Origin of the sequence: Bacillus sp. FSL W7-1360, from assembly GCF_038592975.1 — a bacterium.
GTDB lineage: Bacteria > Bacillota > Bacilli > Bacillales > Bacillaceae_D > Shouchella > Shouchella lonarensis.
The window spans coordinates 514127-538135 of sequence record NZ_CP151950.1 but is presented as its reverse complement, the minus strand read 5'-3'; the positions used below and the strand labels follow the sequence as shown (position 1 = coordinate 538135).

At 43.2% G+C, this 24009-nt stretch carries 23 protein-coding genes; 3 read left to right on the top strand and 20 right to left on the bottom strand.

The genetic code is table 11. The annotated features are described in order from the left end of the window. Positions 1-62: 62 nt before the first annotated feature. The 4 genes from lepA to gpr all read right to left on the bottom strand — a co-directional run bounded on the left by lepA (position 63) and on the right by gpr (position 4793). On the bottom strand, positions 63-1886 hold the full coding sequence (gene lepA / locus NSQ26_RS02685; RefSeq protein ID WP_499719053.1) for a translation elongation factor 4: 1824 nt from the start codon (positions 1884-1886) through the stop codon (positions 63-65). A gap of 143 nt (positions 1887-2029) precedes the next feature. Continuing rightward, on the bottom strand, positions 2030-2350 hold the full coding sequence (locus NSQ26_RS02680) for a hypothetical protein (RefSeq protein ID WP_090775861.1): 321 nt from the start codon (positions 2348-2350) through the stop codon (positions 2030-2032). Further along, positions 2350-3486 (bottom strand): stage II sporulation protein P, encoded by a 1137-nt coding sequence (locus tag NSQ26_RS02675; protein WP_499719052.1) that lies wholly within the window; start codon positions 3484-3486, stop codon positions 2350-2352. Before NSQ26_RS02675 ends, NSQ26_RS02680 begins: the two co-directional genes overlap by 1 nt. A 197-nt stretch (positions 3487-3683) precedes the next feature. Further along, positions 3684-4793 (bottom strand): GPR endopeptidase, encoded by a 1110-nt coding sequence (gene gpr / locus NSQ26_RS02670; RefSeq protein ID WP_499719967.1) that lies wholly within the window; start codon positions 4791-4793, stop codon positions 3684-3686. A gap of 199 nt (positions 4794-4992) precedes the next feature. On the opposite strand from gpr, the gene rpsT reads away from it, so the two are divergent. Continuing rightward, positions 4993-5262, top strand: a complete 270-nt coding sequence (rpsT, locus tag NSQ26_RS02665) for a 30S ribosomal protein S20 (protein ID WP_090775859.1) — start codon at positions 4993-4995, stop codon at positions 5260-5262. A gap of 108 nt (positions 5263-5370) precedes the next feature. Here the strand turns inward: rpsT and NSQ26_RS02660 are convergent, their stop codons facing one another. The 7 genes from NSQ26_RS02660 to holA form a co-directional block, all read right to left on the bottom strand. Beyond that, the gene (locus tag NSQ26_RS02660) at positions 5371-5718 is read right to left on the bottom strand and encodes a hypothetical protein (RefSeq protein ID WP_499719051.1); all 348 of its coding nucleotides are present in this window, start codon (positions 5716-5718) and stop codon (positions 5371-5373) included. 161 nt (positions 5719-5879) lie between these two features. After that, positions 5880-6800 carry a DMT family transporter gene (locus NSQ26_RS02655; protein WP_499719050.1) on the bottom strand — a complete coding sequence of 307 codons (921 nt, stop codon included), beginning with the start codon at positions 6798-6800 and terminating at the stop codon, positions 5880-5882. Positions 6801-6888: 88 nt separating this feature from the next. Continuing rightward, positions 6889-7881, bottom strand: a complete 993-nt coding sequence (locus NSQ26_RS02650) for a proline dehydrogenase family protein (RefSeq protein ID WP_499719049.1) — start codon at positions 7879-7881, stop codon at positions 6889-6891. A 1-nt stretch (position 7882) separates the two neighbouring features. Further along, positions 7883-11230, bottom strand: coding sequence for an amino acid adenylation domain-containing protein (locus tag NSQ26_RS02645; RefSeq protein WP_499719048.1), 3348 nt, complete (start codon positions 11228-11230; stop codon positions 7883-7885). Between the two features lie 15 nt (positions 11231-11245). Next, positions 11246-12310, bottom strand: a complete 1065-nt coding sequence (locus NSQ26_RS02640) for an acyl-CoA dehydrogenase family protein (protein ID WP_090775854.1) — start codon at positions 12308-12310, stop codon at positions 11246-11248. Between the two features lie 12 nt (positions 12311-12322). Further along, a complete protein-coding gene (locus tag NSQ26_RS02635) occupies positions 12323-13450 on the bottom strand; it encodes an acyl-CoA dehydrogenase family protein (RefSeq protein WP_499719047.1) in 1128 nt (375 codons plus the stop codon). 501 nt (positions 13451-13951) lie between these two features. Then, positions 13952-14980 (bottom strand): DNA polymerase III subunit delta, encoded by a 1029-nt coding sequence (gene holA, locus NSQ26_RS02630; protein WP_499719046.1) that lies wholly within the window; start codon positions 14978-14980, stop codon positions 13952-13954. Between the two features lie 800 nt (positions 14981-15780). Between holA and NSQ26_RS02625 the strand changes: the two genes are divergently transcribed. After that, positions 15781-15921, top strand: a complete 141-nt coding sequence (locus tag NSQ26_RS02625) for a YqzM family protein (RefSeq protein WP_090775851.1) — start codon at positions 15781-15783, stop codon at positions 15919-15921. Between the two features lie 22 nt (positions 15922-15943). On the opposite strand, the gene NSQ26_RS02620 is transcribed toward NSQ26_RS02625, so the two are convergent. The 3 genes from NSQ26_RS02620 to NSQ26_RS02610 are packed head-to-tail and all read right to left on the bottom strand — an operon-like array spanning position 15944 to position 19544. Continuing rightward, on the bottom strand, positions 15944-18289 hold the full coding sequence (locus NSQ26_RS02620) for a DNA internalization-related competence protein ComEC/Rec2 (RefSeq protein WP_499719045.1): 2346 nt from the start codon (positions 18287-18289) through the stop codon (positions 15944-15946). Between the two features lie 16 nt (positions 18290-18305). After that, the gene (locus tag NSQ26_RS02615; protein WP_499719044.1) at positions 18306-18878 is read right to left on the bottom strand and encodes a ComE operon protein 2; all 573 of its coding nucleotides are present in this window, start codon (positions 18876-18878) and stop codon (positions 18306-18308) included. 57 nt (positions 18879-18935) lie between these two features. Next, entirely contained in the window at positions 18936-19544 is a 609-nt protein-coding gene (locus NSQ26_RS02610) for a helix-hairpin-helix domain-containing protein (RefSeq protein ID WP_245701176.1), read from the bottom strand. A gap of 125 nt (positions 19545-19669) precedes the next feature. Between NSQ26_RS02610 and comER the strand changes: the two genes are divergently transcribed. Next, on the top strand, positions 19670-20494 hold the full coding sequence (gene comER, locus NSQ26_RS02605) for a late competence protein ComER (RefSeq protein WP_090775848.1): 825 nt from the start codon (positions 19670-19672) through the stop codon (positions 20492-20494). A 58-nt stretch (positions 20495-20552) separates the two neighbouring features. On the opposite strand, the gene NSQ26_RS02600 is transcribed toward comER, so the two are convergent. From NSQ26_RS02600 to yhbY, 6 genes are read right to left on the bottom strand one after another with little or no spacing between them, the layout of a single operon-like run. Continuing rightward, positions 20553-21296, bottom strand: coding sequence for a class I SAM-dependent DNA methyltransferase (locus NSQ26_RS02600; protein ID WP_499719043.1), 744 nt, complete (start codon positions 21294-21296; stop codon positions 20553-20555). A 20-nt stretch (positions 21297-21316) separates the two neighbouring features. Next, a complete protein-coding gene (locus NSQ26_RS02595) occupies positions 21317-22183 on the bottom strand; it encodes a CvfB family protein (RefSeq protein WP_090775847.1) in 867 nt (288 codons plus the stop codon). Beyond that, positions 22177-22530 carry a ribosome silencing factor gene (rsfS, locus tag NSQ26_RS02590; RefSeq protein ID WP_090775846.1) on the bottom strand — a complete coding sequence of 118 codons (354 nt, stop codon included), beginning with the start codon at positions 22528-22530 and terminating at the stop codon, positions 22177-22179. The genes NSQ26_RS02595 and rsfS overlap by 7 nt, the downstream gene beginning before the upstream one ends. After that, entirely contained in the window at positions 22523-23107 is a 585-nt protein-coding gene (gene yqeK / locus NSQ26_RS02585; protein ID WP_499719042.1) for a bis(5'-nucleosyl)-tetraphosphatase (symmetrical) YqeK, read from the bottom strand. The genes rsfS and yqeK overlap by 8 nt, the downstream gene beginning before the upstream one ends. Then, positions 23091-23672, bottom strand: a complete 582-nt coding sequence (locus tag NSQ26_RS02580) for a nicotinate-nucleotide adenylyltransferase (protein ID WP_499719041.1) — start codon at positions 23670-23672, stop codon at positions 23091-23093. The genes yqeK and NSQ26_RS02580 overlap by 17 nt, the downstream gene beginning before the upstream one ends. An 18-nt stretch (positions 23673-23690) precedes the next feature. After that, complete coding sequence (gene yhbY / locus NSQ26_RS02575; protein WP_499719040.1) at positions 23691-23987, bottom strand: ribosome assembly RNA-binding protein YhbY; 297 nt, start codon at positions 23985-23987, stop codon at positions 23691-23693. Positions 23988-24009 lie beyond the last annotated feature (22 nt).

The following is a 24009-nucleotide window of genomic DNA, read 5'->3' as shown; positions in this document are numbered from 1 at the left end:
TCCTCTCAGCATGAAAGGAGCGCCTCTACAACACATTTTTGTCATAGCGCGCCCTATTTCTTTTAATCTTCGTCCATTCGTAACACAGCCATAAAAGCCTCTTGTGGTACTTCAACATTCCCGACCGCTTTCATTCGCTTTTTTCCTTCTTTTTGTTTTTCAAGTAGCTTTCGCTTTCGAGAAATGTCGCCACCATAGCACTTTGCGAGGACATTTTTTCGCATCGCTTTAATTGTGGAACGCGCAATAATTTTTGTGCCAATACTTGCTTGAACTGGTACTTCAAACTGTTGACGTGGGATCAGTTCTTTTAATTTCTCAACAATCGCTTTCCCACGGTCATAAGCTGAATCACGGTGCACAATAATTGAAAGGGCGTCTACCTTTTCCCCATTTAATAAAATATCCATTTTGACGAGTTTCGATGTCCGGTATCCAATTAATTCATAGTCAAAAGATGCATACCCTTTTGTATTCGACTTCAACTGATCAAAAAAGTCGTACACAATTTCAGATAGCGGGATATCATATATAATTTGTACCCGTAACTCGTCTAAATATTGCATATCAACAAAGACACCGCGTTTCTTTTGACAAAGTTCCATCACCGCGCCAACGTAATCGTTTGGCACCATGACCGTTGACTTGACATACGGCTCTTCAATATGATCAATCTTTTGTGCGTCAGGCATATTAGACGGGTTATCAATTTTGACATCCTCTCCATCGGTTAATGTGACATGATAAATCACCGATGGCGCTGTCGTAATTAAAGAGATATTAAACTCGCGCTCAATTCGCTCTTGAATAATCTCCATATGCAACAATCCTAAAAACCCACAACGGAAGCCAAATCCTAATGCTTGCGATGTCTCCGGCTCATATTGCAATGATGCATCATTTAATTCTAATCGCTCCAGTGCTTCACGTAAATCGTTATATTCATTTGTGTCAATTGGATAAAGACCACAATAAACCATCGGATTCATCCGCCGATACCCCGGCAACGGCGCTGTTGCACCCCCAACAGCGCTTGTAATGGTGTCACCGACACGTGAGTCGCCGACATTTTTAATCGCTGCTGTTAAAAAACCTACATCACCGACGGTCAATTCATCACATTTGACCACTTTTGGTGTGAACACACCGACTTCACTCACTTCAAAGACTTTGCCTGTTTGCATCATTTTAATCTTTTGTCCTGGACGCACAGTGCCCTCTACAATTCGAATGTAGGCAACTACACCACGATAGGGATCATATAAAGAGTCAAAAATTAATGCTTTTAGTGGCGCTTCTGGGTCCCCTTGTGGCGCAGGCACTTTTTGGACAACTTGCTCCAATATTTCTTCGATGCCAATGCCATTCTTCGCGGACGCAAGCACTGCATCAGACGCATCTAAACCGATGACCTCTTCAACTTCCCGTTTTACTCGTTCAGGCTCCGCACTTGGCAAATCAATTTTATTAATGACTGGCAAGATTTCTAGTTCATTATCAAGCGCCAAATACACATTTGCTAACGTTTGCGCTTCAATTCCTTGCGCACTATCCACAATTAATAGCGCCCCTTCGCATGCTGCCAAACTACGTGAAACCTCATACGTAAAATCGACATGCCCAGGCGTATCAATTAAATGGAAAATATACGTCTCTCCGTCTTTTGCTTGATACTGCAGCTGAACAGCATTTAATTTAATTGTAATCCCACGCTCGCGTTCTAAATCCATTGCATCAAGCGTTTGGTCTTTCATTTCTCTGTCTGTTAATGCACCTGTCCGCTCCAAAATACGGTCGGCAAGTGTGGATTTTCCATGGTCAATGTGAGCGATAATCGAAAAGTTTCGGATTCTCGATTGCCGCGCGACCCGCTGCTCATTATTCATCTTACTTCGCTCACCCCTAAAATAACGTACATAGACACTATTTTCTATTATAGCAAGGTGAGACGCAAGCTTCAATAAGCGATCAGTTTTTCTAGCAAATTGTCGTGTTGTGGAGGGCGCAGTAATGGCTCATGATCTCTTTTCTATTCCTTCGACAATCCTTTTTGGATCGCTCCAACAATACGCTCTAACCCACTTCTCACTACTGACTGCGATCCTTTGGCAGTCACTTGCCCTAACTCAGACACCACGTTTGTGACACCTTCTGTTTGCGGTACATGTGGGCGTTCCGATTCTTTTTTTCTTTCTGTCGTTTTAGACGAATGTTTTTCTCCTTTGTCTGCCAATTGCAGCGGTTCAGGTTGCGATAAACCATATTGTTCACTCATCCACTGCACCCCTAACATCACTCCGATCATGGAAATGAGTATCATTCCCCCCAGCCGTTTCAACCATTTCCCCACTATGAGCCCCCCTCAAATTGCTGCGCGTAATACTCTGCAAACACTTCCGCTACTGCCTCGACTGCTCGGTACGTCTCTTCTAACGAATTATCAACCCCGCCAACTTCCATCAAAATTGAATTTTCCGCAAGGTCTTGGTTGAACTTTCCATTTGTATTCGCACCACCTTTTGTAAACACACCTCGGCTTAACGTTGGATACTGTTCTTCTAACATATTGTGTAGCGATTCTGCCACCGCTAAATTTGGTGCATAATCAGCATAATTTGTCCCGACAACGAAAAAGGTGCGCGCGTACGTGTCGCCATTTATTTCTGTCGTTGTCATTTCACGCCCAACGGAATCACGATGCAGATCAAAAAAGAAATGAAGTTCCTTATTTTCTTCTTTCGCCGCTTGAATAAACTCTCTTGCAACATTATAAGATTCGCGGTAATTTAATCCACGTTCTACAAGTGTTGCTTGCACATCTTGTTGTTCTACTTGCGCAGCGATGCCATGCTTTGCCAATGCTTGCTTTAATCGTTCGGCAGTCATCGTAATATTAATTTCCCGGTGTGTCGCATTATCAGCAACTGTTCCATCATCAAGCTCTAATTCTGGGAAAAAAGACTCATACGTGTGTGATGCACCAATATATACGGTTGGCGTCTCTTGATCAAGTGATGCTTTGTTTTTCCCTTCCTCCTCTAATGCTTTCTTTTTTTCCAACGCTTGTTTCGTCGCTTCACGATCAGATGCCAATAAATCATCTGGTGGCGGTGATTCAATTGGTAAATTTGTATAATCTGTTCCTTCACCCGCTATATGAATCTTCGTATCAAATAATGAAAAACCAGGCAATTCTCGTCCAAGTAGGCTCCGTGGATCATCTGTATTAATGCTGGTTGTCATTTGGAATAACACTTGTCCAAGCGACAACGTCTCTGCTTCTTCAGGCAACCCATGAGCAAACATGCGGTTTTCTGTGCTCATCCATTGTAAGAAATGCTCTCCTTTTAATCCACTTGTCCAATTCTTTAACGTACTTGAGGACAAATAATGTTGTGGTCCTAATGCTACAATCATGCTTGTACATAAAAATAACGTCATCATTGCAATGACTAACACGGTCACAAAGCGCATGCCATGACGCAAAGGTCACACCCCCTCTACTTGTCCTTCTTCTTGCTATACGTATGTACCAGTCACACTTTTAGAACAAAAAAATCTGCCCCCTTACAAAAGCATGAGGACAGAAGTGAAGATGTATAAAATATTTAGTTTTATGATCAGGGACGCAGCCACAAGATCTAAGGACTCTGACCTCCGGTGACTGAATTCCGCTTTCTGTATTATCGTGTATACGCCCCAACATTCTCTTGATCAATTTTTCCATGCAACGCCGCATTTAACCCACCGGCAACGACATGCGCCATGTCTTCAATAAATACATCAATTTCCTTTGGCGTAACCATCAAGTTATGCCCAAGTGGCGCCAACACTTCCCGAATCAACTGACGTTTTTCTGTTTCTTCTAACGTCCCTACCATGCCTAAAATGGCTGACCGTTCTTTCTCGTCAGGTAAATCTTCTTCTGTTAATATCCGCTTCTCACCAAATGTCATCCCTGCCGGTGCAAGCCGTTTCGCCGGCTGGTCTCCTTCCTTCATTTCTCGTCCTAGATGCTTCAGTACGTAGTCAATCGCATCAGACGTAATTGTTACCGCATCAACGACGGTCGGAATACCAATCGCAATAACTGGCACGCCCAATGTTTCTTTGTTCATTGCTTTTCGGTTATTCCCAACCCCACTCCCTGGGTGGATGCCCGTATCAGCAATTTGAATAGTTGTATTAACACGATCAAGTGAGCGAGCTGCGAGTGCATCAATGACAATCACAAAATCGGGTTTTGTTTCTTTTACGACCCCGAACACGACATCACTCGTCTCAATCCCGGTAATTCCCATCACGCCAGGCGTCAACGCACTGACAGGGCGGTACCCTTCTTCGACTTCCTCCGGTGCCAATTTAAATAAATGACGCGTCACAAGCAAATCTTCGACCACCATTGGTCCGAGCGCGTCTGGCGTTACATTCCAATTCCCAAGACCAACGACTAGACAAGTGGCATCCTTTGCAATGCCTGCCTCACTTAAAAATTTTGCAAATTGACGCGCAAAAACGCGTTCGATGTTTTCTTGTAATGGTGTATCCTGTTTTCGTATCCCTTGCGCTTCTAACGTCAAGTAATGACCCGCTGGTTTTTGTAACCGTTCTGCACCCGATTTCCCAATTGTCACCCGCGTTAATTTCACACCTTCTATCGTCTCTTCTTCAACATTTACATCATTTGTTTCCTTTGCGCCTGTTGCACGATCCGTTTCCTGCACCATCTCTTGCGCCTCTAACGCTAAATCAGTTCGAATTTGATAAGCTTTTAAATCGATATTTGCCATGATTGATCGCTCCTTATCCGTTCGCTACATTTATCGTCCCACCAACAGAGAAAAACATGTATCATTGCATCGAAGGTTATTTCCCTCAGTGTATTGCATTTACCGCGTAGATTTGGTAAAATGCAGATTGTCGTACGTTGATGTACTAGTGTTCGTGAACGGTGCGAAATTGACCGCGCCATTTACCCAGGAGGTGAAACAAATGCCAAACATTAAATCTGCAATTAAACGTGTGAAAACAAACGAAAAGCGTCGGATGCAAAATATGTCACAAAAATCAGCGCTTCGTACCGCAGTAAAAAACTTTGAAGTTGCCGTTGAAGCTGGGAATGTTGAAGAAGCAAAAACAACATTTACTGTTGCAACGAAAAAACTTGATAAAAGCGCAACAAAAGGTCTTATCCATAAAAATGCCGCATCCCGTCAAAAATCTCGCCTAGCGAAAAAGTTAAACGGTTTGACTGCTGAATAAGACTCGTTGAAGATCATGGACACAGTCTCATGGTCTTTTTTTATTTTGTTCGCAAAATAAAACCCTCCTTAATCTAAGGAGGGAAAGAACATCTATTTCAATATTGTTTTACCAACAGTTATTACAATACAAAGTGCCCCAATATTCTACTACCCACTGACTACCTAATTGGTACGTATGCCCACGGGATATTGAACCAGAATACGATTTCATGTACTGGTGCTTATACTCCGTAACATAAATCGAAAAAGGAATGCTCCACTCATTCGGGTACATAAAAGTGGAATAATACCGTGTCTCCCGATGCATAATCGATCGCGGGGCAGTAATATTCTGTGTTTCTGATTGCTCCTTGATCGTCTGCATCGACATTGCCCCCACTTCTGAAGTACTACCTAAAGTGCAAATTGCAGAAAACATCATCATCAACATTGCTAAGACCTTTATGTTCTTCATACACAGCCGCTCCTTTTTCAGTGATGATAAATGTAGTGTCAAACCACATTCTCACCTTCATATTAACATTAAGATATAAATAATTAAACTATTTTTTAGTTAATGTTAATAAAAGAGCTTTTTTTATCATCTCCTGACAGAAAAGAGTAAGTGAGGTGCAGTTATTGAATATTTCTTTTCCCTACAACAGATGTAGGTGGTAAAGGTGATGCCTTCTTGGCCGCTTGTTGTTGTGTTGTCAACCGAACCCCGGCAAAAACCAATATTGTCCCGACCACGTGCACCCAGTAAATTGTGTCTCCAAAAAAAAGTGAGAGAAACAACGTAAAGACGGGCACTAAATTTAGAAAAATCGCTGTCGTCCCTGGACCTAACTCTGCCACACCTTTATTCCACCAAACAAAAGCGATTACTGTCGCAAAGAAAGCCATGTATAATAGCGCAGACCATTGCATCATCGTAATCCCCGTCACTGCTGGGAGTCCAATCCATAGCACAAGTGGAACAAACAAAATCGTGCCAAACACAGTCGCATACGTTGTCGTTTTCAATGGACTCATCGTGATCATAAATCTTTTCCCTAACAATGCGTAAACAGAGAAAACAACGACAGCGCTTAATAGCCATATATCTCCCGGAGTCAATTGAAAAATGCTCATCAAGTTTCCTTCTGTTACAACAAGAATCACACCTGCAAGAGACAGCAAAATCCCGATTATTTTCTTGGGTGTAAATACATCTTTATAAAAGATTCTTGCCAAAATCGACGTCACGATCGGGATAAACGCAATAATGACCGCCGATTTTACCGCTCCTGCCGCTTGCAGTCCCATAAAGAACAGCCCATTGTATAAAAAGATTCCTGTCAGTCCTAAAAGGAGGAGAGGCACCCACTCTTGCTTTTGAATCTTCCAAGAATCTTTTTTGGACATCATTAATAATGGAACAAGACAAAGTGATGTCAATAAAAAACGGTAAAAAGCAACGACAATTGGATGAATCGCGTCAACGGTGATATGTCCAATCGGATATAAACCAGCCCAAAAAAGTGCCACTAAAACCATACGTAACCAAATAGACAAACAAACATCCCCTTTTTATTTCATCTCATGCAACATTCGCCAACGATAATCCCCTGCTAATCTATTTTTTGATTAACAGGGGTTTCGTTTAATAAAAATTTTCCTCCACACGTGCTGGATTAAACATATCTTCGAGTGCGGCATACACATTCGGTGGATATTCCGCTAACCGATGAAAGAAGTGCAGGTGCCAATCCATTCCATAAGTCACATACACACGGGCATTGCAACCTTGTTCTTTAAGAGATTTTAAAAGATTTGGTCTCACACCATACAACATCTCTACCTCTACATGATCACATGTCAAGTAACCTTGCTCCTCCAACTTACTGAGAATATGCTCATCATGTGTCGCAATCGATATTTTGTGCTCGGCATCCACAGCACGGGTCACCAATTCCACAAATCGTTCATTCAAGCGATCTGAGCGCGGGATACTAATTTCTGCCGGCTCATTGTATACCCCTTTGACAATGCGGATTTTCCCGGGATATTGTAACAATTGCAGCAAGTCTTCTGGTGTCCGCTTTAAATATGCTTGAATGGTGATGCCAACGTTTTCAGGAAACAATGACGCTGCCTTACCGTAAAGCGCTAAAATTGTATCTGTTGCACGAGAATTCTCCATACTAATCATTAAAACACTTTGATTTTCTTTTGCCAAGCGTGCCATCTCAAGTAGATGCTGCTCCGTTAACATTTGATCGACCAACAAACCGATTTGAGACAAATCAAAAGAAACAACCGCCCCATGTAATTCAGGGTGCTTACCGATCTCCCGGATCAGTGCACAAAATTCCTCTTTCGCGTCAATGCATTGTGACGCCTCAGTCATGTCTTCGCCCAACAGCTCCAATGACACACGATAACCGTCGGAAACGAGCTGCTTCGCTTTCTCTATTCCCTCTTCCCGCTTTTCCCCGGAAATATATCTTTTTGCAGCAACAAGCAGAGAGTCATACAACGCTGGCGTCGTTTGAATCTTTTTTTTCGCCTCTGGATCACGGGCAATTTTCTTCAATAACGCTTGCGCTTCTTTCGTGTTTTCTTGCTCCCCAGTTGCTAACACATTAAGCGGCATATCATGATTCCCCTTTCACTTTCAATTGGTTGATAACCTTATTCGCAACAAACGTAGCCATCTTTTGTTCCTGTTGTTGAAGAAAAAAATGATCTCCGTCAAACATTTGTACATCCACAGAAGCTGTTGTCAATTCACCCCAAGCGCGTAACTCTTCTTCTGTTAAGTGGTCCGTAGTTGCCCCGAAGATAGAAAATGGCACATTTAACTGCTGCTCTCCATGAAATGAGTACGTTTCAGACACTTTTACGTCTGCTCTTATCGCTGGAATCATCACTTGTAATAAATCATGGTTCGTCATGACCTCTTCGGGTAACCCACCAAACTGTTTCAATGCATTTAAAAATGCAATATCATCTCGAAACTGACTAATGCCCGTTTTCGGTGGTCGTTGCGGCGCTCTACTTGCTGCAACAAATAAATGCGCTGGGATCAAGTCTTTTTTTACTAACTGGCAACTCGTTTCAAACGCAACCAATGCGCCCATGCTATGACCTAACAAAGCTACAGGTACATCAAATAGAGGTGTTAGCTCAGGTACAAGCTGTGCTGCGATTTCCTCGGCGCTTTCTAAACATGGTTCCTGAATCCGTACACCATGTCCTGGCAGTTCCACCAAAATGACTTCTCCTTCCGGTGCAACATGTTGCTGCCATTGCTTAAAAACATACGAACTTCCACCTGCATAATGGAAACAAACGAGTCGAAAACGTGGATTCGTCTGCTTATCAATTTTCAAAAAGCGTGGTTCGCCCGCTTGCATCTGATCAATCATTTGTAAAAGATCAGACCGTTTTTGATCCTTAACCGTTTGGTGCGCCGTCACTAATTGCGACAAGCCTTTCACTGTCGGCTTCTGAAAAAATTCGATGAGACCAATCTCGACACCAAATAAGTCTTTTACGAGCGACACCACTTTGGTTGCTTGCAAGGAATTTCCTCCCAAGTCAAAGAAGTTGTCTTCCGTCCCTGCACGTGGTAAGTCAAGTAAAAACGCAAATACCTCTTTTGCGATCTTTGCTTCTGTTTCAGAGACTGGTTCAGTAAATGCTTCATGAGATTCCAACACGGTTCCTTCTTGTTTCACTGAGAGCGCTTGTCTATCTAACTTGCCGTTTGGTGTCAGTGGGATTTCTTTTACCTGAACCCATTTTGTAGGAACCATATGTTTTGGCAAGTGTGCCTCTAAAAACGCTCGATACGCAGTAGGATCCGGTTCAACGTGTGGATCAAGGATCACATATGCAGCAATATACTTATCGTCTTCCTTCGTTTGAATTACATCAACTGCTACCTCCAATATAGCTGGGTGATCTAGTAAAACCGACTCAATTTCTCCTAACTCAATTCGGAATCCGCGGATTTTTACTTGTCGGTCCGTTCTCCCTAATATCTCTAAATTCCCGTCCGGGAGCCACCTGACCAAGTCGCCAGTTCGGTACAAACGCGCACCAACTTGAAACGGGTGATCAATAAACCGCTCCGCTGTTTTGTCAGGTGCATTCAGATAACCGTCTGACAACCCCACACCTGAGATGCATAGTTCCCCAGGGGAGCCAATCGGTACTGGTTGCGCATGTTCATTCAACACGTATGCTTGATGATTTGCAATCGGTCTACCAATCGGCGGTGTTTTTGCCCACGATCCGCTACATTCAAACACGGTGACAGCGACAGTCGTTTCTGTCGGACCATATCCATTCATGAACCTTCTCGTTGGCGTTGCCCAATTTTCTACTAATTTCCCGGGAAACATTTCTCCTCCGACAGAAATTAACCGCAAATGAGGGAGCTTTTTAGCATCTAATAACGGCAATATGGCTGGTGGCAATTCTGCTACTGTCACTTGGCGCTGCATCATAAGGTCAGCTAATTGTTGCGGGATGCGCCGGTCCATGTCACTCGCAATCACAAGCTCTGCCCCATTGAGCAACGCAGAAAAGATATCAAACACCGATACGTCAAAACTTAAAGATGCAAATTGGAGAATGCGATCCTCTTTCGTCATCTCATAATTTTCCGTAATTGAATAAATAAAGTTCACAACCGAACGATGACAAATTGGCACGCCCTTTGGCTCTCCTGTACTCCCCGATGTGTAAATGATATATGCCCAATCAGTCGGGAGAATCTCTGTTGTCATCGGTTCAGTTAATGAAGATGCAATGTCATCCGCTTCCAAATCTAACGACACAATTGTGACCCCGTTGCTTTCTAAAGTAGGTAAAGTGCTTTCTGTCACTAAATACGTTACATGGGCATCATTGATCATATAATGTAACCGATCTTTAGGATAAGTCGGATCTAAAGGAACGTACGTCCCGCCAACGATGAGCGTGCTTAATACAGCCACAACCATATCTACAGAGCGTGGCAAATAAATTCCGATGCGGTCTCCTTTTGAAACACCCCTCGTTTGAAAGTAGTGCGCCAATTGCAATGCTTTCATCTCTACCTCACGATACGTCAATTGTTCATCTTCCATCGTCAGGGCGGGGCGATCCGCATATTGCTGTGCTGTTTTTAACCATTGCTGTACAAGGTGATTCGCTGGCACTTCTCTGTTGGGACCTACTGGCCACACCTCGGTCAACTGTTCATACGACACTTCATCTAATAAACAGCACGCAGATAATCGTTGGCTAGGGCTTGCCACTACCTTTTCAATGACAACCTCTAAACAACTTACTAATTGACGAATCGTATGTTCTGAGTAGCGAGTAGACCGATACTGGACAACCACTTCAGGCACAACACCTATACTGAAGGAAAAGCCGATATCCCAGAAAAATGTGTCAGGCGTCCACGTTATTTTTTTTACCAAATTTGTTTGACAGACGACGCCTAAGGAGTCCTTTTTTATTTGGTCGCAAAGGCTCTTCAATTGCGCCATTTCAATCGTATCAGTGCACGCATCGTTCCATCCTTCATTTAATTGCACAAGCTTCTCTGAGAACGATCGGTCATTTGAGCAATTGGTTGGAAACAAAACGACTTTCTCTTCTTTTTGCACACTGAGCGCAACGTTTTCCTCTCCTGTCACATATACCAACATTGTCTGTAAACATGCTAGAAGAACTTGTGCGATCTCCACATTTTGTTGGCGAGCCCACGCTTGCATCTGCACAAAAGACGTGGCAGAAATCTCTTTCCGGAAGTCACGCAGCTGCATCTCGGTGCGCTCGTCCTTCACTTTATATACTTCTGGAATGTCTATTGCTGGCCACTGTTGTAAACGCTTGACCCATCGTTCCTGTGGAGAGGTTTGAGCCATTGCTTCTTTCATCCAATTTAATAAGCGTCCCCGCTTTTCTTCTGGTAACTTGACAATTTGATCCGATAAGAACATGGCAACTCCCCCTCTTTACAAATGATTGACGATTGAATGACGTGTCCGCATCTCGTTTGCATCCATCCATAAAGAAACGGGTGTCCCTAATCGTACTGCTTCAAAAGCCGCTAGTCGATAATATTTTTGAATTGGCGCACGCGCTGTTAGTCCGTATGCCCCGTGAAGATGAAGGCATTTTTTTGTTACTTGCAACACGAGTTCTCCGACACTCGCAAGCAGTTCGGTTGCGTATAGGACACGCTCGGTCAATGACGCGTCTGAATCATGGAGCCATGCTGTGTACGAGAGCTTTGTAGAAATTGCTTCTATCTCGCCATACATGTGTGCCAGTTGATTACTGACCACTTGATTCTCAATCAACCTTTTATCAAATTGCTTTCTCATATTTGCATATCTCACTGCTTCTTTATGTGCACCTTTTGCTAGTCCTAACAAGTAGGCAGACTGTCTCAAATAAAGACGACTAAATAGCTGCTGCCATTGCTCATCATGCGCTGCAACTTCCGCTAACAAATATTTTTGATCAATGATTGCTTCAAGCAAGTCCATTTCTTTTGCATCAACATCGGCAATGTTATGTCGCTCGCGCAAATTTTTAAAGCTGCCAGCAGGCATATAAGCAATGAGCCACATCTCATTTTGTTTTGCTGCTATTACCCATCCATCCATGTTAGGGGTGTGCATGAAGTGTCCACTTCCATGAAGCACGGGGGTTTTTTCTGTATGTTTCACTTGCATACGTGAGTCGGAAACAAGTTGAAAGCCTACTTTCGTTCGACCATCCATTGCAGAAGATAATAAATTACCATCCAGCGTTGGCTTCAACGTCTTCACAGCATCTATTGCTGTCATCCAATCGATACATAATGATGTGCAACCAAATGTACCTAATTCTTCACAGCCAGCAACTGTTGCCTTCATCCCAAAGCCGTATCCCCCCTGCTCGACTGGGACTTCAAACCCAAGCAACCCTTTTTGAATCAAATCCTCCCACTTACCATCTTGCTGCGTTTGACTTAAAGTGAAACGCATTGCCTTTTGCAATTCTTCCATTAGCGGATCAGCGACAAACTGCATCTTTTCACTTCCTTATTCTTTTGAAATTAGCACCAGTTGTGTGAGCGCTTCCATCATCATTTCCGAACTACCCGCAGAAATTGTTAATCCCGGGGCTTCTCGGTAAGCCGCTTCTAAACTTTCTTTTTCAGCATCACGTAATGTACTGGCAAATCCGCCTGTCTTCATCCCAAAATCAACGACCTCATTTGCTAACTCACTCGCATACCACTTTGAAATCAACGTCAACTTCTCATCAACTTCGCCGCTTTCATCTAATTGACGCAACACACGATACGTCAACAAGCGCGCATTTTCAACTTTACTTGCTAATTTTGTTTGTTCTACACGGGCGATCTTACAATGAGTCTGAGAGAATTCAGGCAACAAATTCAACCAACGTAATGCACGTATATAATAATCTAAACCTGTTCGTTCAACTGCTAACGCTTTATTAATTAACGACCAACCGTGGTCTTTCTCTCCAATGATCTCTGCCTCAGTGACAGTGGCACCATTTAAAGTGACTTCATAAAAAGATTCGTCTCCCATACTTGGAATCGGACGAACATCCACTCCTTCACCAAATAAAGGAACCATAAAAAGCGTCATGCCATCATATTTAGATTTCCCTGTAGTCGTACGTGCAGCACATAATCCATAATCACTTAAATGCGTCTTCATACTATAAACTTTCGTCCCATAAATGGCATAACGATGATCATCGAGCGGCTCCGCATACGTCTCAAGAGAACCTAAATCCGATCCTGCCTGCGGTTCAGTATATAGCACACTTGCATATGCCTCACCTTTCGCTAGAAGAGGTAAATACCGCTTTTTTTGTTGCTCGGTCGCTTCCAACCAAAGCAAGTTCCCGACAATTTGAATGGAGATGACTTGAAGTGCTTCAGGTATCCCGTGTAAAGACATTTCTTCAGCTACAATTGCTGTCTCCATCCATGATTTCCCTAAACCGCCATATTGAGCAGACCAATTCGCTGCTAAATAGCCTCTCTTCCCCATTTCCTCGTAAATTTCTCGGGGATCATAGTCTTTGTTTTTTCTCACTTCGATCAATTTATCTTGAATAGATTGACTGCTAAAAAAGTCTTTCAACTCTTGTCGAAAACACATCTGTTCCTCGCTGAATAGTACGCTCATTGATGATCTCCCCTGTTCAAATTACAGAATATCACACATAAACCTTTTATCCACGCTCGATTTGGGGACAACTTTGTCCAATTACACAAAATATGTCTATTACAAACGACCCATTCGAACAGTCAAATCTTTACGTTCTGTTCTTGTTCATTATCATAAACAGCAACATTCATTCCGTCAACAATAAAAAATAGTCACATTTCGACAATCATTTTTTAAGTTTTTGTTAATGTATTTTCAAAACGTATTCCTATCACGCTATCGCACTAGTGAACAACTTTTTGAGCTGTCATAATAAAAGAAAATAGGTCGATATATGTAATAAGAATGACTGATGAATAGGTTATCATTCCGTTTCCAACAATAACAAGTAGTTGAATGAAAGATCCATTTATACAAAAAATGACCCTATCAATGCAAAAATATTGCACTTACGTAGGATCATATCTCATCTTTTTTATTCAACACATGAGACCTCGGAAAGGCTTGCTTGATATACACTCATACCTTCACCGCTTGTACCTCCCCAAGCTGCAACAATACCCACTCAACTGCAATCCTTTTTTCTTGTTTCCCTGTTTTAATCGCATAATCGGTATCAGCAATGAGTGTTAATGCCTTTGCACCAACCTCGCGCGACATTGATTTTGCGTGCGGTATGGCTAACTTCACCACGTATGGATGCAACTTCAATTGTGAAGCAATATCTTTTTGTGTATATCCTTGTGAAAGTCGTATCTTCACTTGAAAAAAGATCCGAAACTGCCGCGCAAGCAACGTTAAAATGACGAGTGGTTCTTCTTTTTGTTTAAGCAGTTGTGCATATAGCGCAACCGCCTCACCCGTGCGACCATTTACGACATGTTCGACTAATGTAAAAACGCTTTGCTCAACCGTTTCAGCGACAAGTTCTGCGACTGTTCCCGATGTGATTGTGCCCGATTCACAAACATAAAGTGCACATTTTTTCAGTTCTTGGTCAAGCAACGTCAAGTTTGTACCGACACGTCGAAACAATTGTGAAATGGCTTCCGCTTCAATTTCCATGTCTTGTGTCTGTAATTGCTGTTGTATCCATGCATGTACACCTTGTTCTGACAGTGGGTTTACATTTTCAAGCGCAGCACCTTTTTTTAAGCACTTCGTTATCTTCTTTCGATCGTCTAATTTTTCATACGGCGCAATAAGTACAAGCGTCACTCCTGGCGTTGGGGAAGACATATACGCCTCAAACACTGATACATCATGCTCAAACGGTGTCGTCACTTTTTGACTTGTGACGATGTAAAAGTCATGAACAATAACAAGCTTTTTCTCTGCAAAGAAGGGTAACGTTCGTGCCTCCTCGATCACTTCATGCAGCGGCATATCTGCAAGTCGCAACGACACCTCATTCATGCTGCTATCTTCATCTTGAAACAATACTTCGCGTACTGCTTGTAAAAATTGCTCCACTAAAAATGTTTCGGTTCCATGCAGCAAGTAGATGGGCTCTGGTCCCGTTTGTCTCATTTTTTTTAATAGCTTCATGATCTCTTCCCCTATTCGTTTATTTTTCTCTATCTGTCGTATACATTATGTAAAATAGTCCACGAAGAACAAAATATAGATGACATCCTATCATAAATCATTTGAGACTGAGACTCGGTGTGATTGCACTGCTATCGCACAGGAGCTAGACGGCACTTGATTTCAAATCCACGCACCCAAGTAGGGTGCGACATGTTGATCGTAACGAGGTTGCATTGAATCCAAATTTCAATCCACGCACCCAAGTAGGGTGCGACAATGATAAACAACTTACATGCTACTGTTAAAAGATTTCAATCCACGCACCCAAGTAGGGTGCGACAGCGATTTAGCCCGAAAAAAGCGCTATAAATACCTTTTTTTGGACTAAAATACTTTAAATGTCACGACATAACAGGAAGAATCTTGATAATATCACTAAATTATCCACAAATACACCTATTTCGTGGTGCGAACCCCCCAGGGATTTCATGTGCACCTCGGGTTCGCACCAGAAATTGACTGCCCCTCCCAAACATGACGCCTGTATACATTCATTGTAACTTAACTCCTCGAATTAAAACAAGGGCGCACCATCAAGCGTGCGCCCTCGTTATACAGACATCTATAAATAAACGCTTTTAGCAAGATCCTAGGTGCTCTTTCTAAAAGCGGGATGCCTTGCTAACATCGTATGCAACGTGCACGATATTGTGCATTTGCAGATCATCTCTTTTCATTTGCGCATAATTGGGCTATACTATAAGTAATTGGCGTATTACATAACATAATGTTTTCAACGAAAGAAGGAGGAATGTGACATGAACGAATTTGAAAAAGACGTCCAGGATAAATCAAATGACTTTGTTCCATCTGTCCTTGGCTTTGTCGTCTCCTTTTCATTCTTTGCGCTTATTTTCATTATCGCCAACGTTGTCGACGTGGCAAGCTACTTTAAATAAAGAATGGATTGTACACCGCACCTTATCTGGTGCGGCTTTTTTTGTCTACAGATGAGAATTTGCTCTCAATCGCTACAATCGCGCGATCCCGCAGTTTAAGCACGACCATCCCGTGCTCATCTGTCCGGTATAGTGGAACGGCTGCTTCATGAAGGCGAGAAACCACTTCAGGATGTGGATGACCAAAACGGTTGTTCACACCTGCTGAGACGAGCGCAACTTTTGGGTTCACTTCGTTTAACCACGCTTCTGACGTCGATGTGCGGCTACCATGATGCGCAACTTTTAAAATTGTTGCTGTCAGATTCGGGAATTGTTCCAATATCACCCTTTCTCCTTCTTCTTCAATATCACCCGTGAACAGAAAAGATACCCCTTCAATCTTCATAAAAAGTACGACAGAACCATCATTCAATCCTAACTCAACATCAGAAGGCGGACCTAAAACATGCATGACTTGTCCGCTGGAAACGAGCTTATCTCCTTCTTGAACAAAGCGGACAGGAATACCTCGTTGCTGTATATCAGCAAATAATACTTGCTCCTTCTCCTGCTCATGTGCAACCGCCGGATAAACCACTTCACGAACATTCATCTCTGCAATCAGACCTTTCGCTCCACCCATATGATCATCATGTCCATGGGTTAACACCAATCGATCAACCGTTTTCACACCTTTCGCTTTCAGATATGCACTTACTTGATCCTTGCCCGTATCAAAAGAACGTTGCCGGCGTTGCCAATCCTCTTCGGAAAACGACATCGTCCCACCCGTATCAATAACGGTCACATGACGGCGAAAGGGCGCTTCAATGACAAAACTATCACCTTGTCCAACGTCGATCATCGTCATTTCTGCATTTGGATTCATATAAGGCATCAACCATTTTATACTGATGACTAAGCATAGTGGTATGACAGAAAGCGACCACAAACGATGGCGCCTTTCCCATGACACGAGTAAAAAGTAGCTGGCACCATACATACAAACAAGCAGCAATGGATGAGGTTTGCCAAGAACGAATGTAAAGAGCGATGACTTTTGCAATGCAAAAACAACATGATGCACGTATGGCACAACTGATTCGAGCAAAAAAACGGCTATATTTGGAAGTGAAGGAAACAGAAAGAAAAGCACGACTGCGAGGATGGAGACTGGCAAAACAAACAATGAGATCAACGGAATATAAACGAGGTTTAAAAGCAAACTTAATGCAGACCATTCAAAAAAGTGGTAGAAGATGAGTGGTAAACCAACCAATTGGGCGATCGTTGAAACAACAAAAAGACGAGCAAGACTACTTTTATACCGTGTTTGAATCGTTTTTGCTGCAAATAAAAGGGTGAAAGAGACGATGAAAGAAAGTTGAAACCCTAATTGTAACAATTGATACGGGTCTATGAGTAAATACGCAAAGAAAATTGCCATAATACCGTATAACGGGTGCGTACGCAAGCGTAGACGGATGCACAAGAAGATAACGAATGCCATCGCAGACGCACGAACAACTGGTGGAGAAGCACCTGTCAACATTGCAAACACTGGCAGTAAACATAACATGAATATTTGCGCCCGCTCACGTGTCATCCCGACACGTAACAAAAAAGCATACATGACTGCACTAATAAGTCCTACGTGCAACTCAGAAATGGCAAGTAAATGGATGATGCCTAGCTCAGCATAAGCATCAAGTAGGACGCCTTCAATATAACGCCGCTCGCCAAACGTAAGTGCCAGTACCATCCCTTTCAGCTCACTGGGGAAATCTGATACAATCGTCTCAATCATCATTGTCCGCCAAGATGCTAAAAGATACCACCCCTTATCCAAGAGGTCACCCGATGTACACGTCATCGCTTGCGGTTCAACTTGCCATTGCCAATGGATTTTTTGCATATATAAATATGTGCGATAATCAAAAGCATAAAAATTACGTGCCTCATTCGGACGGATAAGCACACCTGTTGCCTCACAATGAGAACCAGGCAAATACAACGAAGAGAGACGTTGCTGTTCCTTCTCCATAAGGCGCATCCGCAACATGAGTCGCTCGCCTCCAGTTGTTCGTACGACCCCTTGCAAGCGATCACCATCGACATGAAATCGATCCGCCACAGTGAATGTAAAGTGCTCTTCCATTCCCGTTAGCTTGCTCACATTGTTGCGATCGTGCAACCATGTACTGCTCGTAAAAACAACATACACGAGGAATAACCACATTGCAAGGTACAAACGTTTCCCTCGTGAACGGCAACATATGCCTACCACCACGATGAGAATAAAAACAATCGCGACATCGACACGTTGCTGTAAAACAATAAGAACGGCAGCCATTGCGACGAAAGCGGTCAGCATCCATATGTTCATGATGGTCACACTACCACTAGTTTAACGTCTGAAAATATAGCGCCTTCGTTTTCTCAGTATATGAGGCAAGCGTCTCTTCACTTGCACCAAGCGTCTCTAACTCTTGCAACAATGATGTTGCAAGCGTTAGCTTTTCTCGAAAGTGTTGATCAAGGACACACGGATCCCACTCAACAGCGTTACAAACGATCCCCGCCTCGGTGAATAGCGATTCTGCATAGGGATGATTTTTATAATCAGTTGCATAGTATACTTTTGCAATGCCCGCTTGAATGAGTGCTTTCGTACAATGGACACACGGGAAATGAGTAATATAGATTTCTGCTCCCTCTGTTGCTACCCCCAACTTTGCACATTGTAACAACGCATTCATTTCTGCATGCACCGTTCGAATACAATGACCATCTACAACGTAGCAACCTTTGTCTATACAATGATCGCTCCCGGAAACAGAACCATTATATCCACCGGCAATCACGCGTTTATCGCGCACGATCGTCGCGCCTACTTTTAAACGTGGGCACGTGCTCCGCCAAGCTAACAAATGACTTTGTGCCATAAAATAATGATCCCAAGAAATACGCTCCATCACTTTATATCTCCTTTCGACCTCTCCATGAAATTGTAAAAAAATATTGCAACTTCGTCAATGCACACGAATCTTGTCGATGATCACTTCTAATGATTTTGCGCCAATGCCACTTACATTTGTAAGCGCTTCTACCGATTCAAAGGGTCCGTGCTCCTCTCGGTAAGCAACAATGGCTTCAGCTCGTGCGGGGCCTATCCCTTGCAATGTCGTTAACTCATCAACTGTCGCTGTGTTCAAATTCAACGATTCCTCACCACTCACCTCCATGCCCGTTCCAATATTGGCATCCATCTCTTCTCCTTCTGTTGGCACATACACAACCATTTCATCATGAACGCGTAACGCTAAATTGATCGCCGTCTCCTTTGCGTCCTCTGTCAAACCACCTGCTTTGTCAAGCACTTCATGCACCCGACTCCCTTCATTCACTTCATACACACCAGGTGAGACAACCGCACCTTTTACATCAACGATCATGACATCATCCGTAGTCACTTGTTCTTTCACTTCTTGTTCCTCATCAAGTTCAAGCGCCTCCCAATGTACATCTGCATCTGCAGCACCGTCACGTGTAAACATATAAGCGGTCACCAACACAATGACGATGAGAAACCCGCCACCACCAATGAGCAACAACTGCCGATGTTGCATGTATTTTTTCATATCGACTCATCCTCCTGTCACCTTTAAAAATTCACTTCATCCCGAAAAAATTTTCTCTATAGTGAATGATGAAAGACACACCTTGCATACGTTTAATAAAGGAAAAAAGAAAAGGGGGGGATCCTATGAAGATCGGTTTTATTGGTACAGGTAGCATGGGTAGCATGCTAATTGAAACATTCCTTGCCTCAGGAACATTGAAAGAGGAAAACATTGTTATTACAAACAGAACGACAGAAAAGGCCTACGCTATACAAGATCGTTATCCCAATATAACTGTGACGAAACATATTGCCACTTGTATTGCCCAAAGTGACTGGTTATTTCTTTGTGTCAAACCAAAAGATATGCCAGGATTGTTCCAAAAAATGGCACCGCTCGTCCGAGCTGAACAACTTGCAATCTCGATCACAAGTCCCATTTCCACTGCCGCACTTGATAGTGCTTTACCGTGCAAAACATGCCGCGTCATCCCAACAATTTTGAACCGTGCCCAAGCGGGAGCGACGTTGATGAGTTTCGGTGAACGCTGCACAACGAGTGACAAACACGACGTATACACATTCATGTCAAAAATATCCACACCGCTCGTCATTGAAGAAAATATTACGCGTGTCTCTTCAGACATTATTAGTTGTGGTCCCGCCTTTTTTAGTTTTCTTGCACAACGATTAATTGAAGGCGCATGCAGCCAAACGCATATCTCAGAAGAGAAAGCGACTGCATTAACCACATCGATGTTAATTGGGCTTGGGAAATTACTTGAAGAAGGACATTACACATTGCCCGCACTACAAGAGCGGGTATGCGTGCCTGGTGGCATTACAGGGGAAGGGATTGCCGCGCTCAGTCAAGCGCTAGGAGATGGGTTTGACATACTATTTCAACGGACACATGAAAAATATGAGGAAGAGAAAAAGCATCTAACAGAAAGACTGACGTATCAGTGAAAGAAGACAAGGTTCCTCCTCCCTTGTCTTCTTTCTACATCCTCTGACAGAAATCCTGCTATTTTTTTATACATTTGAAAAAAAGTCGCTCACTATGTTCTGTCGGTGCTGCTTCTGTGAAATCGGCTGTCACGACTACCTCAGAAAAACCCGTTTCATAAAGCCACTGCTCATACTGAGATACGAGAAATGTCCGCTCTTCATGTACTTCCTCAAATCGAACATACATCCCCGTCTCGTCTTGAACAAAAAACGTCAGCTCATGCACGACGCTTAATGGCCCTTCATCTGAAAACGACTGCCAAATGTAAGAGACATCCTCACTCGCATCTGCAAAAGTGAGCCCAGGAAACTTTCTCATCTTCTCAGGCGAATGCACATCGAATAACAACACCCCACCCGGCTGTAATGACGCAAAAAATCGGGCAAATGCTTGTTTGACAGCATCTTCGTCTGGTAAATAATTAAGTGAGTCACAAAAGACCGTGATCACATCAAAATGACCTAATGCTGGCAGCAAACTCATATTAGCTTCGTACAATTGCGGTTTGTACCCAGAACGAATTAGTTTATCATGTGCAATGGATAACATTTCAGGGGAGAGATCGACACCAACAGGTTGCCAACCTTTTTCATGCATGAGTAACAACAACGCCCCGGTTCCACAACCGACGTCAAGGATCGTTTTCATTCGTCGTCCACTCTGCTCCTCCACTACCTTTTCAACAAGACGAAGCCAATCATCATACGGTACATGGCTCATAAGCCGATCATACCAAGCTGGAAAATACGTATAACTCAACGGAAAGCACCCCCCAGCATTCACTTTTTCGTCGAAGAATCTCGTAAATATGTCCAGCCATCTCGTTGCTCAATTTTGCCTTCCTTCATCAACTTCCCAAGCGCACGCTTAAATGCTGATTTGCTCATTTGAAACCGACTCACAATTACATCTGGCGTCGATTTGTCACCATAAGGCATACGACCGCTCCGTTCTTGCAATACGTGCAAAATTCGGTTGGCATCCGTTTTTTGCTGTTCTGTTCGCAATGGACGTGCTGTCACATTGACGCGACCATCTTCACGAACGAATTGCACGCGACCGGTGATGGCTTGTCCCAAACGTGGCATACCGAGCGCTTCATCGCGATGTAAAAAAGCAATCGGACCGTCTTCAATGAACAGTGCCGCTCCTTCTTCAAGAAAATGATAAATCGTTCCCGTTACTTCACGTCCAAGCCACGTCTCGTCTGCCGAGATAGCTTGCGACATGACCGGTGCTCCTTTCACAAGGCGCCCCATTAACCGACCTTTTTTATCCCATGTCAATGAACAAAAAAGACGATCTCCAACAGCAGGCCACGCTTCACGTTCAGTAGGTAGCTCATCTATAGATACAAACAAATCTCGGGAAACCCCGTTATGAACAAACACACCGTGGTGTGGCTTCACACCAACAACGGTTAACCAACCGATCTCGTCATTTTTAATAATCGGCTCTACCATCGTTGCTGATAAACGGTTGTCATGGTCATGATATAAAAAGACAGTAACCTCATCCTCAGGCATTAGCGTCGTAGTCGCCTCACGATTATGCAGTAGGATGTCTTCTGTCCCGTTACTCAAAAAATAGCCAAATGCTGCGACACGAACAACCGGCAATGTCACCATCATTCCTGGTTTTAACATGAGGACAAAATCTCCCCTACATCAACGCGCGGTGCGTCGCCCCACAACTTTTCCAAGTTGTAATATGTCCGCTCATCTTTATGAAATACATGTACGACAATATCACCTATATCAACAAGTACCCAGCGCGCTTGGTCATAACCTTCCAGACGCTTCAATTCAATATTTGCTTCTTGCGCACATTTTTTTAATTCATGGGCAATCGCTTGCACTTGTTTTTCAGAATTGCCGTGACAAATGACAAAATAATCTGCTACTGGTGAAATCCCTTGCACATTTAAAGCCACCATTTGCTCGGCTCGCTTATCATCAATCGCTTTTACCGCTAATTTCAACTGTTCATTCAATGGTTGAACGCCCCTTTCTTTTTAAAAACGCGTGGTATGCACAAACCGTCTCTGGATGAATCGGCACTTCTTTCTGTAATAAGAAAGTCATTGTTTGTTGTAAAGCATATAAACACGCGCTGTCTAGGCTTTCTTCTGCAAGCAGGCGCGCCTTTTCTACACCTGGAAATGCACGATTGGGCTCAATATAATCAGCAACAAAAACAACTTTTTCCACTATACTCATATGGGCTCGTCCTGTTGTATGCGATTTAATTGCTGCTAAAATGTCGTTATCACAAATCCCCAAATGATGTTGCACATAATGTGCGCCACACGGGGCATGAAGTAATTCGTCTCCATACTGTGCCCAATGCGGTTCTTTTAACACCTCGGTCACTGTTTGTCTCATATCACGAACGTCGTGCTCTTTACAAATATCATGTAAAATGGCTGCGAGCTCACATTTTTGTATGTCCGCACCATAGCGTTTCGCCAGTGTGATGCTCACTTCGTGTACACCAAGTGTATGGGTATAGCGAGGCGGGGAAAGATGTGGGCGTACATGTGCGAACGCTTCTTCAATCGTCATCAACATATAAATGTCGCTCCTCTATCGTGCGGGCCACACCAAAAGGCACGAAATATTGAATGGGTCGACCGTGCTTGAGACGTGTTCGAATCATCGTTGAGGAAATCGGCCACGCTTCAAAATCCACCACGTCCACATTTGCTTCTGTACGATCGATTTGTGCACCCGGACGTACAAACGCTACAAACGTCACAAGCGTGCGTAATTCATCAATGTGTCGCCATGATGAAAGGGTCTCCACCATATCGCCACCAATAATAAAAAAGAAAGCTGTCTCAGGATGTAATACCTTTAATTCACGCACTGTGTCTATTGTGTAGGACTTTCCTTCACGTCTTAATTCAATATCTTTAATCGCAAACCGCGGCTCATCTTCAATCCCTGCTGCGAGCATTGCCACGCGATCTTCCCCACTTGTCAACGTGTCTCTTTCTTTATGTGGCGGCGTCTGCACAGGAATAAACCAAACCTCATCTAATTCACATGCATGGAGTGCTTCTTGGGCAATTAAAAAGTGTCCGATATGGGGTGGATCAAATGTCCCACCAAGTAAACCGACTCGCTTTAACATGATACACGCAACCTTTCCTTATGATTCTGGCAACATGATCTTCGGTTGCTTTTGCGCACGCTTATATAAAACAATGGTGTGCCCAATCACTTGCACAATGTATGATGCTGTCCCTTCTAATAATGCTTCGACAACATCTTCTTGATCCATCATACAGTTTTGCAATACCGTTATTTTAATTAATTCTCGTGCTTCTAATGCTTCGTTTATTTGCCGAATCATTTGCTCGCCCACGCCAGCTTTCCCCACTTGGAAAATTGGCTGCATGTGATGAGATTGTGCACGTAAAAATCGTTTTTGCTTTTTCGTTAACATGGACATGCTCCGATCCCGAAAT

What these genes read in the sequence shown, in the direction of transcription:
- NSQ26_RS02615 (WP_499719044.1), bottom strand. Translation starts at nt 18,878, where the DNA reads ATGGAGCGTATTTCTTGGGATCATTATTTTATGGCACAAAGTCATTTG.
- holA (WP_499719046.1), bottom strand. Translation starts at nt 14,980, where the DNA reads ATGAAGCTATTAAAAAAAATGAGACAAACGGGACCAGAGCCCATCTAC.
- yhbY (WP_499719040.1), bottom strand. Translation starts at nt 23,987, where the DNA reads ATGTTAACGAAAAAGCAAAAACGATTTTTACGTGCACAATCTCATCAC.
- NSQ26_RS02625 (WP_090775851.1), top strand. Translation starts at nt 15,781, where the DNA reads ATGAACGAATTTGAAAAAGACGTCCAGGATAAATCAAATGACTTTGTT.
- NSQ26_RS02620 (WP_499719045.1), bottom strand. Translation starts at nt 18,289, where the DNA reads ATGAACATATGGATGCTGACCGCTTTCGTCGCAATGGCTGCCGTTCTT.
- NSQ26_RS02660 (WP_499719051.1), bottom strand. Translation starts at nt 5,718, where the DNA reads ATGAAGAACATAAAGGTCTTAGCAATGTTGATGATGATGTTTTCTGCA.
- NSQ26_RS02595 (WP_090775847.1), bottom strand. Translation starts at nt 22,183, where the DNA reads ATGTTAAAACCAGGAATGATGGTGACATTGCCGGTTGTTCGTGTCGCA.
- rpsT (WP_090775859.1), top strand. Translation starts at nt 4,993, where the DNA reads ATGCCAAACATTAAATCTGCAATTAAACGTGTGAAAACAAACGAAAAG.
- NSQ26_RS02580 (WP_499719041.1), bottom strand. Translation starts at nt 23,672, where the DNA reads ATGTTAAAGCGAGTCGGTTTACTTGGTGGGACATTTGATCCACCCCAT.
- NSQ26_RS02635 (WP_499719047.1), bottom strand. Translation starts at nt 13,450, where the DNA reads ATGAGCGTACTATTCAGCGAGGAACAGATGTGTTTTCGACAAGAGTTG.
- NSQ26_RS02650 (WP_499719049.1), bottom strand. Translation starts at nt 7,881, where the DNA reads ATGCCGCTTAATGTGTTAGCAACTGGGGAGCAAGAAAACACGAAAGAA.
- NSQ26_RS02640 (WP_090775854.1), bottom strand. Translation starts at nt 12,310, where the DNA reads ATGCAGTTTGTCGCTGATCCGCTAATGGAAGAATTGCAAAAGGCAATG.
- lepA (WP_499719053.1), bottom strand. Translation starts at nt 1,886, where the DNA reads ATGAATAATGAGCAGCGGGTCGCGCGGCAATCGAGAATCCGAAACTTT.
- NSQ26_RS02610 (WP_245701176.1), bottom strand. Translation starts at nt 19,544, where the DNA reads ATGAAAAAATACATGCAACATCGGCAGTTGTTGCTCATTGGTGGTGGC.
- comER (WP_090775848.1), top strand. Translation starts at nt 19,670, where the DNA reads ATGAAGATCGGTTTTATTGGTACAGGTAGCATGGGTAGCATGCTAATT.
- yqeK (WP_499719042.1), bottom strand. Translation starts at nt 23,107, where the DNA reads ATGTTGATGACGATTGAAGAAGCGTTCGCACATGTACGCCCACATCTT.
- NSQ26_RS02645 (WP_499719048.1), bottom strand. Translation starts at nt 11,230, where the DNA reads ATGTTCTTATCGGATCAAATTGTCAAGTTACCAGAAGAAAAGCGGGGA.